At 43.8% G+C, this 15,069-nt stretch carries 13 protein-coding genes; 6 read left to right on the top strand and 7 right to left on the bottom strand.

Going from position 1 to position 15,069, the window contains the following annotated elements; translation table 11 throughout:
* Positions 1 to 20 precede the first annotated feature (20 nt).
* The 6 genes from RL70_RS15970 to RL70_RS15995 form a co-directional block, all read right to left on the bottom strand.
* Entirely contained in the window at positions 21 to 1,529 is a 1,509-nt protein-coding gene (locus RL70_RS15970) for a PH domain-containing protein (protein WP_039044393.1), read from the bottom strand.
* Positions 1,522 to 2,001 carry a PH domain-containing protein gene (locus RL70_RS15975; protein WP_039044394.1) on the bottom strand — a complete coding sequence of 160 codons (480 nt, stop codon included), beginning with the start codon at positions 1,999 to 2,001 and terminating at the stop codon, positions 1,522 to 1,524. Before RL70_RS15975 ends, RL70_RS15970 begins: the two co-directional genes overlap by 8 nt.
* Before the next feature lie 132 nt (positions 2,002 to 2,133).
* Positions 2,134 to 3,672: a DEAD/DEAH box helicase gene (locus tag RL70_RS15980; protein ID WP_039044395.1), complete on the bottom strand. Its 1,539-nt coding sequence runs from the start codon at positions 3,670 to 3,672 to the stop codon at positions 2,134 to 2,136.
* 340 nt (positions 3,673 to 4,012) lie between these two features.
* Positions 4,013 to 4,729: a carboxylesterase gene (locus tag RL70_RS15985; protein ID WP_039044396.1), complete on the bottom strand. Its 717-nt coding sequence runs from the start codon at positions 4,727 to 4,729 to the stop codon at positions 4,013 to 4,015.
* A 3-nt stretch (positions 4,730 to 4,732) separates the two neighbouring features.
* A complete protein-coding gene (gene murF, locus RL70_RS15990) occupies positions 4,733 to 6,112 on the bottom strand; it encodes a UDP-N-acetylmuramoyl-tripeptide--D-alanyl-D-alanine ligase (RefSeq protein ID WP_039044397.1) in 1,380 nt (459 codons plus the stop codon).
* Positions 6,113 to 6,124: 12 nt separating this feature from the next.
* Positions 6,125 to 7,192 carry a D-alanine--D-alanine ligase gene (locus RL70_RS15995; RefSeq protein WP_039044398.1) on the bottom strand — a complete coding sequence of 356 codons (1,068 nt, stop codon included), beginning with the start codon at positions 7,190 to 7,192 and terminating at the stop codon, positions 6,125 to 6,127.
* A 214-nt stretch (positions 7,193 to 7,406) separates the two neighbouring features.
* Between RL70_RS15995 and RL70_RS16000 the strand changes: the two genes are divergently transcribed.
* On the top strand, positions 7,407 to 8,585 hold the full coding sequence (locus tag RL70_RS16000; protein ID WP_039044399.1) for an FtsW/RodA/SpoVE family cell cycle protein: 1,179 nt from the start codon (positions 7,407 to 7,409) through the stop codon (positions 8,583 to 8,585).
* Positions 8,586 to 8,684: 99 nt separating this feature from the next.
* Positions 8,685 to 9,866, top strand: coding sequence for an FtsW/RodA/SpoVE family cell cycle protein (locus tag RL70_RS16005; RefSeq protein ID WP_039044400.1), 1,182 nt, complete (start codon positions 8,685 to 8,687; stop codon positions 9,864 to 9,866).
* A gap of 40 nt (positions 9,867 to 9,906) precedes the next feature.
* Here RL70_RS16005 and RL70_RS18075 read toward each other — a convergent pair whose 3' ends face one another.
* Positions 9,907 to 10,047: an Lmo0850 family protein gene (locus RL70_RS18075; protein ID WP_172643597.1), complete on the bottom strand. Its 141-nt coding sequence runs from the start codon at positions 10,045 to 10,047 to the stop codon at positions 9,907 to 9,909.
* Positions 10,048 to 10,282: 235 nt separating this feature from the next.
* Between RL70_RS18075 and RL70_RS16010 the strand changes: the two genes are divergently transcribed.
* The 4 genes from RL70_RS16010 to cls all read left to right on the top strand — a co-directional run bounded on the left by RL70_RS16010 (position 10,283) and on the right by cls (position 14,966).
* Positions 10,283 to 10,606: a metal-sensitive transcriptional regulator gene (locus RL70_RS16010; RefSeq protein ID WP_039044401.1), complete on the top strand. Its 324-nt coding sequence runs from the start codon at positions 10,283 to 10,285 to the stop codon at positions 10,604 to 10,606.
* Positions 10,607 to 10,620: 14 nt separating this feature from the next.
* Complete coding sequence (gene copZ / locus RL70_RS16015; RefSeq protein ID WP_039044402.1) at positions 10,621 to 10,830, top strand: copper chaperone CopZ; 210 nt, start codon at positions 10,621 to 10,623, stop codon at positions 10,828 to 10,830.
* 130 nt (positions 10,831 to 10,960) lie between these two features.
* Positions 10,961 to 13,363 (top strand): heavy metal translocating P-type ATPase, encoded by a 2,403-nt coding sequence (locus tag RL70_RS16020; RefSeq protein WP_039044403.1) that lies wholly within the window; start codon positions 10,961 to 10,963, stop codon positions 13,361 to 13,363.
* Between the two features lie 151 nt (positions 13,364 to 13,514).
* Entirely contained in the window at positions 13,515 to 14,966 is a 1,452-nt protein-coding gene (gene cls / locus RL70_RS16025) for a cardiolipin synthase (protein ID WP_039044404.1), read from the top strand.
* Positions 14,967 to 15,069: the final 103 nt, after the last annotated feature.

Raw genomic sequence — 15,069 nt, forward strand, 5'->3', positions numbered from 1 at the left:
GCACTTTCTAGCATTTATGATCACTTCTCAAGCTTTATGAGCACTTCTCCACTCTCTCGTGAAGGTTCGTACCAATCCAGCAAGTGCTCTGCTTCGTCCACATCCATCTGCCTCAGTCGGACGTCGTGAACCCCAATACCTGACTTCACATTCATATGAATGGTTGCTACCCGTTTACGACGTTGAAAAATTGTTTGCCGTAAGTGCGCTGATTGAATTCTTTTGCGCATCGTGTAGGATGTTTCTAAACTAAATCCCCGCGAGCGTATGGTAACCTGACTGCCACTCACCCGATATGCAGCAGAGCGGTGTTGCCAAACTCCAAATGCCATAACGAGGGGTACAATGAGAAGCGAAAACAGTCCATAAGGATAGAAGAACCAGCCTAATAGCACAATCCCCGGAATCATCCAGATGAAGTCAATCCGATAGTAGAACCTACGCCCTCGTTCAGGCAGTTTCTTTGCAGGCTCACGTAAATCTAAATCAGGAAAAATAGCTTGTAGAGGTTCGTACAATTCTTTCTTCTTCACCAGAGGAAACAGCTGAATTTTAGAACCATCTCCTGCAGCGCCTGCACTATGCACCAGTACACGTCCATAGCCGAATATTTGTCGAAGAGGGTTTTCAACAAAACTTACACTTTGAATCCGACTAAGCGGGATCGTGGTACGTTTTTTCTCGAGTAGCCCGCGTGTTATGATCAGCTCTTCCTCTGTAACACGAACGGTAAACCCATAATACGAGAAAAACGTCATCGCGACAGATAGTAACCACGCGACGAGCAAACCCACAAGAACTAAGAGGACAATAATAAATACACCGAACTTAATAAGGCCTGCAAGCTCGTCACTCACTTTATCAAGCGGCAAAAATTCTCCGAACTGGGATAAAAATATAGCCACCCCTGAAAAAATGACACCGATTCCCCCAGACGTAGTGGCAAGGAGAACTAGTTGCTTCGGGTTCAAAGAAAACACACGCTTCTCAGCAGGTTCTTCCTCAATCAATTCTGCACTATCTATCCCAACCTCAAGTGCGTCTCCTGCTTCCTCAACTTTTCGTTTCTTCCCCTCGGCAATCCGTTTTTTTATCAAATCTGCATCTTCACGGGTGACAGCCGTCAACTCTGCCTCAGCTTCTCCTCCAGAAGAAGCGGCGGTTTCCACTTGCACTTTTACAAGTCCAAATGGACGATGGAAAATTCCTTCTGTGTAATTCAAACTTTGTATTCGTTCAAAAGGGATATAGCGTTTCTTCCGAACGAACAATCCCGATTCGATTCGCAACTCCCCATCTTCAAACCAGTACGAAAATCTTCGCCATTTAATGAAACCACTGGAAAGTAAATAGACGACTAAAATAACGCCTAATACCAAAGACCAATTGTCTAGAATCCATATTCCAGAGTCATTGTTTCTACTCCCCGATATCAATACGACCACTAAAGGTAATATTGCTTCTTTTAAAGCTTTCAGACTTTCAACCAAGACCGTAACCCAATGCAGTTTGTAACGCGGCTCAGACATCGTCTTCCGCCACCTTTGCCAACGCCGAAATACGATTACGTAATTCATCTGCTTCCTCAGTTGCTAATGCAGGAATTGAGTGAACCGTTGCTGCAGAAGAAATCGATATCGCGGACAAGTCATATTTCTTCAATATCGGACCTTGAGCCGTATCAACGTGTTGGACACGCACCATCGGAATTAGCGTACGAGTGACGATGAAAATTCCGTGTTGCAATTCTATTTCTGACTCCCTCACTTCATAGCGCCACCTGGACCATCTAATCTTAGGAAACAGATAGATGAATAGCCATCCGTATAATACGACAACAGAAGCAGCAATTATGTATACCCACCATGGCCAATCAAAGATAACAGTTAACGTACCCGCACCTATTGCAAGCAACAGCACAACAGCGGTTTGCAACCAACCATAGAGACGCCATACAGTTAAGCCTTTCTTCGATAGTTTGTTCGCAGGTTCTTTTCTCACATCGATTCCTCCCTATCTAATACTAGTGTATACGATTGACGGAGATAGATGTTTCAAAAAACTAAACAAAAAGCTCGGGAAATGCACATTTTTCTGTGCACGTCCCGAGCTTTCCATTTATATAGTTAGTGATTAGCGTTCAGACCGTCCGCCACGTGAGCGATCCCGGTTTCCGCCTTCACGACTGCCGCCACTGCGTCCATCGCGACTACCACTGCTGCGTCCGTCACGGCTTCCACCGCTACTGCGACGTTGGCCACCACTGAATCCACGGCCGCCACCGTGTGAGCGATTGCCGCCACTGCGATTGCCTTTGTATCCGCCACGACCTCCGCCGCTGCCGCCACGTGATGGCAATGGACGTTCTTCTGTAATTGATACAGGAGTTGCGTCTGGCTCGTTTGTTAAATGTTTCAATGCTGCAGCAACTAGGTCAGTTGCATCGTATTTACTAAGAAGATCTGTTGCAAATTGAACATAATCATTCAACTCATTCTTTTGAACAGCTTCAGCAAGCGTCTCGACTGCAACTTTTTGTTGGCCAAGAAGCGCTTCGTCAGATGTTGGTGGCTGAAGTGGATTCATACGCTTTTTCGTTGTTTCTTCCACAATACGAAGGTAACCCATTTCACGTGGTGTTACAAACGTAATAGCCATACCGCTCTTACCAGCACGACCTGTACGGCCGATACGGTGAACATAGCTTTCAGGATCCTGTGGAATATCAAAGTTGTAAACGTGAGTTACTCCAGAAATATCAAGTCCACGAGCAGCAACGTCTGTTGCAACTAAAATGTCGACTTTACCTTCTTTGAATTGACGCAAAACAGACATACGTTTCGCTTGTGTCAAATCACCGTGGATTCCTTCTGCAATGTATCCGCGAATGTTGAGTGCATGTGAAAGCTCGTCAACACGGCGCTTTGTACGACCGAAAACGATCGCAAGTTCAGGCTGTTGAACGTTCAACAAACGAGACAGAATATCGAACTTTTCACGTTCTTGTGATTTCACGAAGAACTGTTCAATGTTTTCAACAGTCATTTCTTTTGACTTGATTTTAACGATCTCAGGGTTTTTCATGAACGTTTCCGCGATTTTACGGATTGGTCCAGGCATAGTTGCTGAGAATAGCAATGTTTGGCGCTCTGCAGGAACATTCTCAAGAATTGAGTTAATGTCCTCGATGAAGCCCATGTTCAACATTTCATCCGCTTCGTCCAATACAAGTGTTTGAACGCCGTCAAGCTTCAATGTTTTACGCTTAATGTGATCCAAAATACGTCCCGGCGTACCGACAACGATTTGTGGATTGTTTTTCAAAGCACGGATTTGGCGTGAAATTTCTTGTCCACCAAATACAGAAAGAATGCGAGCACGTTTTCCGTAACCGATTTTATAAATTTCTTCAGAAACCTGAATCGCAAGCTCACGAGTTGGCGCGATGACAAGTGCCTGAACTGCAGGGTTGCTTGTATCGATTTTTTCGATCATAGGGATACCAAATGCTGCTGTCTTACCCGTTCCCGTCTGTGCTTGACCGATGACGTCCTTGCCTTCCATTCCAAAAGTAACCGTACCTTCTTGAATTGGAGTAGCCTCTTCAAAGCCCATTCTCTTTAGAGAGTCTTGTGTAGATTTACTGATATTAAGTTCTGAAAATTTCGTCAAACTTCTCAATCTCCTTTGTGTTTTCCATTTGACAATTGGTTACATTTGCAAATGAAAGCGCGGCAAATCGGAGCCTTATGCTTATTGGGTATGTTTCCGAACGTATACAAATCTAATATAGGAAATCATCCTATGATCTCGACTATTTAGATGTAGTGGATGAAAGGAAAGCCCGGTCTTTGCCGAGCGGTTCGATAGAGGATTCTCCTCTTTAGCGGCATTGCCGTCAAACCGTTTTATTCAAAAAAAAGCACTCTCCACAAAAGGAAGAGTTCTGCGTAAATGTATCCAATGCTCATGCTAGTTTACCACAATAAAGTCGACATCGCAAGCTATACACTCAGCCTAAACAAGTCTGTTGTTCATCTTCCCGACACATAAATTCAAGTACCTTTTCAAACCACTCCGCGCAATCATCACTGTAACAAATGTGGTGTTTCCCGTTATCAGAGAAGATTAGCTGCTTCGTTGAAGAGCCGAGCGAATGATAGAGCAAGTGGGCACTTGAATACGGGACAATACTATCCTGCTTGCCTTGTACAATACAAACAGGCACTGTGATCCTGCTATAATAGGGCTCAATTTGTTGTATAATCCGTGTAAATTGATAAGCAGAGCGGATCGGCGTATTGGCCAGTTTATAGCGATACAAATGATAAAATGTGTTTGGTGGGAAGTGTCGAACTACCGGCTCGGAAAGTAAAATCGCAGCATCAGCCAATAATAACCGAGGTGAGATATACCTTGCAGCAGCACTCAGTAAGACGAGACGTTCGACGGGATACCGAAGCGCTAGATACAACGCAATCAGACCTCCCATCGAAAATCCGACCACAAAAATTCGATCCGTTTGCTTACTCAGGCGTCTGTATGCGAGTTCCGCTTCCATTAGCCAGGCTTCTGCAGTGATTTCAGCTAGTCTGCCTCCTGGTTCATGCCCAGGCAATACTGGGATTTCGATCATCCAGTCCGTCTTGTCCTTCAAATACTGGACGAACGGGCGAACTTCAAATGAGCCACCCGTAAATCCATGCAGAATAATTACACCTGTTTTCACGGATTACGCCTCCGTTTCCAGTACACCTTTCAACACGTTTTCAAGCGCCATCCCACGAGATCCTTTCAACAAGATAATGGATTGATCGTTGATGGATCCAAGTAGTTTCTCCACGATGGGTGCATAGTCATTCTCTGTCCAAATCAGTTCCACACTCGTTTTTCGCGCTAAAAGTTCGTCATATAACCAATGCATTCTAGGTCCGTATAAGGCAATTCCCTTCAACTCTAGGTTGGCAAGTTGGTCAGCAACTGATTCATGGAAATGTCGTTCATCTTGTCCAAGTTCCAGCATATCGCCCAACACTACCCACTTATCATTACGGAGTTCTGTTTGGCCAATGAACGTCAAAGCTGCACGCAACGACGTAGGGGCGGCATTATAGGCATCATTTATGAACAAGGCTCCACTTTTTGCTGTTACTGGCTGCATGCGCATCGGTGTTAAGACTGCATTCAGTAGCGCACTTCGGATTGCTTCGTCAGTCATACCAAGTTTTTTTGCAACTAGCATTGCTGCTAGTGCATTTTTAACTTGGTGCTCGCCATAGACTGGAATGACAAATTGACCCTCGATTTGACCTTGAACAGTAAACTGACTACCTTGTTCGGTCACTTTTATATCTTTCGCTAAAACATCACACGCGCCCCCATAGCCGAATGCATGTGCATCGAGATCTGGATGTAGATCTACAAGCGTTGTAAGAAGCGGTTCATCGCCATCGTAGTAAAACACTCCACTTGAAGAAAGCCCATCGATAATTTCAAATTTTGCTTTCGCAATTCCCTCGCGACTTCCGAGATCCTGCATGTGAGCTTCACCGATATTCGTAATAATTGCGATATCAGGCTTTGCTAATTTAGAAAGGAATGAAATTTCCCCAAAACCACTCATGCCCATTTCCAAAACAGCCACTTCTGTATCTTCTTCTAGGGAAAGAATTGTCAACGGCATCCCAAGTTCGTTGTTGAAATTCCCTTCTGTTTTACGGACCTCAAATTTCGCGCCTAACACACTCGCAAGTAAATCTTTTGTCGATGTCTTACCGTTTGAGCCTGTGACACCAATCACTTTACATGTGAGCTGTTCGCGATAGCTACGAGCAAGTTGCTGCAAAGCAATCTCTGCATCTTCTACAAAGATAAGTGGAATGTCTTCAGGAGGGTTCGGTTCATCGGCAAGCCATAGCGCAGCAACTGCACCATTTTCGATAGCTGAACGGACATACACATGACCGTTTGCATGTTCTCCACGGAATGGGATGAACAACTCACCTTCCTGGATATTTCTCGAGTCAATGGTTGCTCCTGTCACAGTAATACCTTCTAAAAGCTGTCCAGAAGCACCCAACCAGCTAGCTAATTCAGTCAATTTTCGTTTCATTAGTTATCCCACTCAATCCATTGTGTATTGTATCTTTTGTTTTTCTGCATGGCGTGCGATCGCCAATTCAATAAGACGGTCAATTAGTTCCGGATAACTTACGCCAGTATGTTGCCAAAGTAGTGGGAACATACTCGTTGGTGTAAATCCAGGCATCGTATTGACTTCATTGATGAGTACTTCGTCAGTTTCAGTTACAAAGAAGTCTGCGCGAACGAGTCCAGAACAGTCGAGTACTTTGAATGCGCGGTATGCCATGTCTTTCATGTGGCTTGCAACGTCATCAGGTACATGTGCAGGAATTACTAATTCCGTATTACCGTCTTGGTATTTCGCTTCGTAGTCGTAAAATGCCGCAACAGGCTTGATTTCCCCCGGAACAGAACATGCCGGTTCGTCGTTTCCTAGTACACCCATTTCGATTTCACGTGCCGTGACCCCTTGTTCCACAATTATTTTTCTGTCGAATTTTAGCGCAAACGAAATCGCTTCTTTCAAACTCCCCCGATTGTCCGCTTTGCTAATACCTACGCTTGAGCCTAAGTTAGCCGGCTTTACAAATACCGGGTATTCAAGTGTTTGCTCTGCAGCGTCTAATAGACGCGTTTCATCTTTCTCCCACTCTGAACGAATGAAATGGACATAAGGTACTTGTGCAAGCCCAACTTGAGCAAACAATTGTTTCATGACGACTTTATCCATCCCTGCTGATGAGGCAAGAACACCATTTCCCGCATAAGGAATATTCATCACTTCAAAGAGACCTTGAACTGTTCCATCTTCCCCATTTGTTCCGTGAAGTAGTGGTAGGATGACATCCGGCTTGCTTTCTAGCTGAAGAAATTGAGCGATACTATCCGGCTCGTTTGTTCCGTTCCCTTCCAAACGCAATTCTTCGATTGTTTTTGCAGGTGCCGCAAGAGATGCGCCCGTACGCCACTCCCCTTCAGGAGTTATGTAGATCGGCATCACTTCGTATGCTTCAAATTTGATTGCTTGTGTAGCTGCGCGCGCTGTAGACAACGAAACTTCATGTTCTGCTGATTTTCCTCCATAGACTAACCCTAGCTTTTTTTTCATAATAATCCCTCTCGATCCGTTAGTTTTCGTCTCACTAGTTTACCATGAACCGTGGATGAAGCTAGAAAAAACCTCTCTCTTCATCTATTGTTAGAGTAATAAGTTTTACAATGGAGAAACTTATCATTCCACGATCACGTCTTATGAACTACGTGAATCTTTGACCTAACTACGGTATACTTTACCGATTATCTCCTTAGGAAGGAGTTCCGCTTTGAAACTTTCATCCAAGTGGACAGATCGCTTTGACTGGACACTTGCTTTATTACTATTTTTGTTTTTTATCGTCAGTTTAACCGCAATTGGTTCTGCTCAAAACTCTGGACAGTACAACACAAATTTCATCCCCCTGCAAATACGTTGGTACGTCCTAGGTGCATTTATCATTTTCGTTATGATACAGCTCGAACCTCAACAATACAAAAAACTGGCGTTGCCCCTTTATGGCTTTGGAATTTTTCTTTTAGTATTTCTTATGTTGGCACCAGGTGGTGAAGATCAGATTGCAGAAACCCGTCTAGGTGCAAAGCGTTGGCTACATCTGCCTGTCATTGGAACGATTCAACCTTCAGAGTTCATCAAATCTTTTTTCATCCTTGGATTAGCCAGAACCGTTAGTGTTCATCATGACCGTCATCCCGAAAAATCGATCAGGATGGATTTGATGCTGCTTGGAAAAGTAGGTGTGATGTTGTTGGTTCCGCTTGCTTTCATAATGAAGCAACCAGATTTGGGGACATCTCTTGTATTCATAGCGATTACAATTGCCGTCGTCATTGTATCTGGAATCTCATGGAAACTGCTTGGTCCGTTGATGGCAGTCGGCTCAACACTAGGAGCAACTCTTTTATGGATGGCTATATATGCACAGGATTTTTTACAGAAGCTTGGTTTTGACCCTTATCAATTTAAGCGTGTCTATTCGTGGCTCGATCCCTATTCGTATCCAGGTGAGGAAGGATATAACCTGATCCAGGCGATGACGGCGATTGGTTCTGGAGAGTTCACTGGAAAAGGCTTCAAAGAAAGTGTTGTGTATATTCCTGAAAACCACACAGACTTCATCATCAGTGTAATTGGAGAAGAATGGGGATTCATCGGGGCAAGTTTATTGATCACACTTTTCTTCGTCTTCATTTATCATTTAACGAAAATCGCATTGACGTTGAAAGATACGTTCAGTATCTATGTGACGGCAGGTGTGATTGCCATGTTAGCTTTCCATGTGTTAGAAAACATCGGTATGAATATTCAACTGCTTCCGATAACAGGTATTCCTCTTCCTTTTATCAGCTATGGAGGAAGTTCCTTATTTAGTAATATGTTTGCAATTGGTTTGATTTTTAGTATACGATTCCACCAGCAAAATTACTTATTTGAAACAGAAGAATAGTAACCGGACAAAACAGGAAAATTTCCTCTTGTGGATTCGGGGGCGTTTTCGGTTATAATGAGTGACTGTAACTCTATGAAACGACAAAGGTGACAAATTATGAAAATACAACAAAGATCTGCGGACCGTTTCGATTGGCCACTAGCCTTTCTTTTACTTATGTTTGGAGCAATTAGTCTTATTGCTATTTCTTCAGCTCAAACGACAGGACAATATGGTACCAACTTTATACCGTCTCAAATCCAGTGGTATGTCGTAGGTTCGATTATTATTGCTTTTACAATGTACTTCGAACCTGAACAATATAAAAAAGCAGCATGGCTCATTTATGGGGTCGGTATTTTCGCCCTGTTCGTGCTGTTCATCCTCCCAGAAAGTATGGATCTTGTTGCTCGCCGTAATGGAGCAAAAAGTTGGTTCCACTTACCTGGCATTGGTAGTATCCAGCCTGCCGAGTTTATGAAAACATTTTTCATCATCGGTCTCGCTCGTGTCATTACAAAACACCATGAGAAGTTTACAGAGAAGACGTTGCAAACCGATTTCATGTTACTTTTAAAAATCGGCGTCGTCCTGATTGTGCCCCTATTTTTCATAATGATGCAGACGGATCTAGGAACAGCGTTAGTTTTCCTTGCCATCACTGCTGCTCTTACTATCGTTTCAGGCATTACGTGGAAAATCTTATTGCCAATCTTTGTGGGCTCTGCTTCAATTGGAGGCACAATGCTCTTTATGGCATTATATGCCCAAGACTTTTTAGCGTCACTTGGATTTAAACAGTATCAGTTCCAGAGAATCTATTCATGGCTCGATCCCTATTCGTATTCGTCAAATGAAGGCTTGCATCTGATTACCTCATTGAACGCAATTGGGTCTGGAGAGATTTTTGGTAAAGGATATAAAGACCGTGAAGTGTATGTACCTGAAAGCCATACAGACTTCATCTTCAGTGTTATTGGAGAGGAATGGGGATTCTTCGGCGCAAGCGTCGTCATTTGTCTATATTTCTTTCTGATTTATCATTTGACGAAAATCGCATTGGAGTTAAAGGATCCGTTCAGTACGTATATTGCTGCAGGGATTATCGCGATGATCACGTTCCACGTATTTGAAAATATCGGCATGACGATTCAATTACTTCCGATTACGGGGATTCCCCTTCCATTCATTAGTTATGGAGGTAGTTCTTTGATGGGCAACATGCTCGCCATCGGACTGATCTTTAGCATGAAGTTCCATCACCGTACGTATATGTTCAACTCGGATGAGGAAGAATAAAAAACACGACCTAGGAATATTCCTAGGTCGTGTTTTTTAGTTATGGTTGGATTTGCGGGTCTTGCTGAGCTGGCGGTGTAAGTGCCTTCAGCATATCTAGACGCGATTTTGTCATTGTAGCGGAAACACCTAACTTCGCTAAGTTTGTGATGATCTTCTTCAAATCGATTTCTTTCGCCATCTGGTTCCACCTCAACCTTTCTATAGTGCAGGACGCACGAATTGGATGTAAGGTTCTATTTTGTTCAAAACGTGATGTTTTCTTTGTCTAACTTTATTATACCACGATTGTCAAGTTTTTAACCTTTCAATTATGTTACAAATACTCTTTTTTTGTAAATTTTATTGAGCGAACGTATTTGATTGACATACCCCCTACAGGTACATTACTATTAAATTAGAAAGAGGTGACGAATATGGTCCATGATGATGAACTTTTAGTTGCTGAAGAAGTTTCCTGCCGCAAAAGTCATCACCCTGATAGTGTCAAAACAAATCTTATTCACCGATTGAATCGAGTGGAAGGTCAAATACGTGGTATTCGCAAAATGGTCGAAAATGATGTGTATTGTGATGATATCATTACACAACTTGCGGCGACGCAATCAGCCTTGAATGGTGCTGCAAAAGTTTTGTTGGACGGACACTTAAAAGGGTGTGTGAAAGACCGCCTTGCAGAAGGTGATGATGCCGTGCTCGACGAACTATTGATTACAGTTTCAAAATTGATGAGAAAATAAGGGAGGAATTAGAAATGGAACAAACAACATTAACAGTAAAAGGCATGTCATGTGGCCATTGTGTAAAATCGGTTGAAGATAATGTAGGTAAACTTGCAGGTGTTGAATCCGTGTCAGTTAATCTGGACGCTGGAACTGTGCAAGTTTCTCATGACTCTACACAAGCAGACCGCAGCAAAATCGAAGAGACGATTGAAGAACAAGGGTATGACGTCGTTCAGTGATTTTACCTGAAACCGTATGCTACTCGTGTGCGGTTTCTTTTCACCTTGTTGAGTTCACGAATATCGCAAATTGCTTTTTATTTTTCAAAAATTGATACCCCCTATAGGTATCTAAAAGGAGTTGTATGAGATGAATGAGAAACGAATGGATGTCCCAATCACCGGGATGACATGTGCAGCTTGTGCAAACCGGATTGAGAAAGGTCTTACTCGGATGGATGGTGTGCAAGAAGTCGCTGTCAATTTCGCAACAGAAAAAGCCGCAGTTACGGTGGATTCGGATGTTGCCGATTTGCCAGCCATCCGTGCTAAGATCCAGTCTCTCGGCTATGAAGTGACCGAACGACAAGTCGATCTACAGCTGACAGGTATGACATGTGCAGCGTGTTCTGCACGGATTGAAAAAGTACTTTCAAAAATGCCAGGTGTTTATAGTGTCAATGTGAACTTAGCACTGGAGACAGGTCGCGTTACGTATGACCCAACTGCACTTTCAGTAGAAGAGATTATCGGGAAAATAGAAAAGGTGGGTTATGGTGCTTCTGTCAAAGATGGAGACACTGTGACTGAAGAAGACCCTAGAAAAACTGAAATCCGGAAAAAAATGAGGATGTTCGTAATTTCTGCCGCACTTTCTCTGCCGCTGTTATGGACAATGTTTGCCCATTTCTCTTTTACTAGTTGGATGTATGTACCAGACTTGTTTATGAATCCTTATTTCCAGTGGATACTTGCGACACCAGTTCAGTTTTGGATTGGTTGGACGTTTTATAAAGGGGCATTCTCTGCACTTCGAAACGGAAGTGCCAATATGGACGTTCTCGTCGTTCTTGGAACGTCAGCAGCATATTTCTATTCAGTTTTCCTCGTTCTGACTGGCTCGAATCATGGCCTATATTTTGAAACAAGCGCAGTCCTGATTACGCTGATTTTACTAGGAAAGCTGTTTGAAGCACGCGCCAAAGGGCATTCATCTGACGCCATTAAAAAGCTCATGGGACTGCAGCCAACTATGGCAGTTGTCGAGCGTGATGGTGTCGCTTCAGAAATCCCGATTTCCGATGTGCAAGTTGGTGATGTGCTCGTGATTCGTCCTGGTGCTTCAGTTCCGGTAGATGCAGAAGTGCTGTCAGGTTCTTCTGCGGTAGATGAATCGATGTTGACCGGCGAAAGTCTACCTGTCGATAAAGTAGCGGGCGATCTGCTGTATGCTGCGACTGTCAATGCGAATGGTTCCTTGCGGGTTCGCGCGAAAAACATTGGAAAAGATACGATGCTCTCTGGAATCATTCGAGTGGTTGAAGAAGCACAAGGATCGAAAGCACCAATACAGCGGTTAGCTGATAAAATCTCTGGCGTGTTCGTTCCAGTAGTCGTCGGAATCGCTGTCTTAACTTTTCTAATCTGGTACTTCGTTGTAACACCTGGTGATTTCGCCGAGGCGCTGACGAGCACAATTGCGGTATTAGTAATTGCCTGTCCATGTGCACTCGGACTTGCAACTCCGACGTCAATCATGGCGGGGTCCGGTCGTGCCGCTGAGCATGGGATATTGTTCAAAACTGCAGAAGCTATGGAGCAGACAAAATCGATTGATACAATCGTGTTCGATAAAACAGGCACAATTACTAAAGGGACACCTGAAGTGACAGATTTCTGTGTTTCAGATTCATCTAAAAGGGAATCGTTAATAGCACTTGCATCGGCAGCGGAAAGTGATTCTGAACATCCTGTCGCTCGAGCAATTACAGCTTTCGGACAGGAAAACGAGGAGCAGATTCCAACAGTGGAAGAATTCGAATCCATTCCTGGTCACGGAATCCACTGTAAGATCGACGGTATTGAAGTATTGCTCGGTAACCAGAAATTATTGGAGCGCTTCGGCGTTTCGTTCGATGATGGCATTGCAGACACGGCTTCCCTTGAGAACGATGGCAAGACAGTGATGTATATGGCAGCGGATGGTGAGCATGTTGGTGTGATTGCTGTTGCGGATACGGTGAAAGAATCCTCTGCTCAAGCTGTGAAAGAATTGCATGCACTCGGGATGGAAGTCATTATGCTGACAGGTGATCAGGAACGGACTGCGAAGTCGATTGCAGCAACTGTCGGAATTGACCGGGTGATTGCGGGTGTGTTACCTGACCAAAAAGCACAAACGATTTTGGAATTACAAGCTGAAGGAAAACGTGTCGCGATGGCGGGTGACGGGATTAATGACGCACCCGCACTAGCTGTTGCCGATATCGGGTTGGCTATGGGCACCGGAACTGCGGTTGCCATGGAAGCCGCCGACGTCACGCTGATGCATGGTGATTTGTTACGGGTTCCAGACACACTTACGATGAGCCGATTGACTGTTCGTAACATTAAACAGAATTTGTTTTGGGCACTTGCATACAATTCGATTGGCATTCCGATTGCAGCTGCTGGATTGCTCGCCCCTTGGGTAGCTGGCGCTGCAATGGCGTTTAGTTCCGTGTCAGTTGTATTGAATGCGCTTCGGTTGCAACGCGTGAAGCTGCGTTCGTAATCTTGATATCGTTTAGGGCTGAAAGAAATGAGCGATTATCATTTCTTTCAGTTTTTTTATGGTGTTGCAAGCGGCTTTGGTTTTCAGAGACAAATTCCTATGTTCATGTATACTATAGAAATACAATACATTTCCAGAAAGGCGGCATACAATGGCAGGAATTATCACCTTTCTTACGATTGCAACACTTATTTTAAACGTCCTGCTTGCGGGAGTTCTTATCTTTTTAGAACGACGTGATGCTGCAGCTACATGGGCTTGGCTCCTTGTTCTATTTTTCATCCCTCTCTTCGGATTCATTATTTACCTACTGCTTGGAAGACAGTTGCGGAAGCGACACTTATTTCGCTGGTCGGGTCGAGATCGTATCGGTATCGAAACCTTAATCGACTACCAAATGGAAGCGATTGAAGACGAAACCTTCGAATTCCAGCTCGACGATACCGCACATTACCACGATATGATTTATTTACATTTAAGAAATAATCATGCGGTGCTAACACAAGATAACGATGTGGAAATCTTTAATGATGGCGCTGCAAAGTTTGAAGCGCTTATTGAGGATTTGGAAAGTGCAAAGGATCACATTCATTTCCAGTATTACATTATGAGACTCGACAAACTCGGTAGTAGGATTATGGAAGTTCTTGTGAGAAAAGCGAAGTCCGGCGTAAAAGTTCGTGTGCTCTTTGACGATATCGGATCGCGGGGTTTGCACGTCAAACATTTGAAGGAACTAACAGAAGCTGGTGGAGAAGCTGCAGCGTTCTTCCCTGCTATAATGCCGCTCATCAACCCACGTTTGAATTATCGTAATCACCGAAAAATCGTGGTTGTAGATGGTCGTATTGGTTATGTCGGCGGATTCAACGTAGGCGATGAGTATCTCGGAATGAGCAAGAAGTTCGGCTACTGGCGGGATACTCACTTACGCATCGAAGGAAGCGCAGTACATCCGTTGCAAACCCGGTTTCTTTTGGATTGGAATCAGGCATTGGCATCGAGTGAAGTTCAGTACAACGATCGCTACTTCCCTGTCATACCACGCAAAGGGTCAGTCGGGATGCAAATCGTTTCAAGCGGACCGGATGCAGAATGGGAACAAATCAAGGACGGCTATTTAAAGATGATCTTCATCGCCAAAGATTATATATATATTCAAACGCCGTATTTCATTCCTGACGTTAGTTTCTTGGACGCGCTTCGAATCGCATGTTTGTCTGGGGTAGATGTGCGAATTATGATTCCAAATAAGCCGGATCACATGTTTGTCTACTGGGCGACATATTCGAATATCGGCAGCTTGCTGAAGGCTGGAGCACGCGTCTACATTTACGAAAACGGGTTCATTCATGCGAAGCAGATTGTTGTGGATGATGAGCTGTCAACTGTCGGTACAGCCAATATTGACGAGCGAAGTTTCCGTCTCAACTTTGAGATTAATGCGTTCATCTATGATCGTGAGAAGTCCCGCGAACTCGCTGAGCTATTTGAACAAGACATTCAGTTATCGACCGAGTTGACTTACGATATGTATTTGAACCGCTCTCGTACGATTAAGATTAAAGAGTCGATTTCACGATTGTTGTCACCTATTTTATAAGTTATTGTGTATCGGGGTATCTCCTATTTGGAGGTATCCTGTTTTTTGATTTTTTTGATGGTTGCTTGAGCGGATTTGTGGTTTTGAGATATTTCTCCAAAGT

The sequence above is a fragment of the Sporosarcina sp. ZBG7A genome (assembly GCF_000813425.1).
Lineage (GTDB): Bacteria > Bacillota > Bacilli > Bacillales_A > Planococcaceae > Sporosarcina.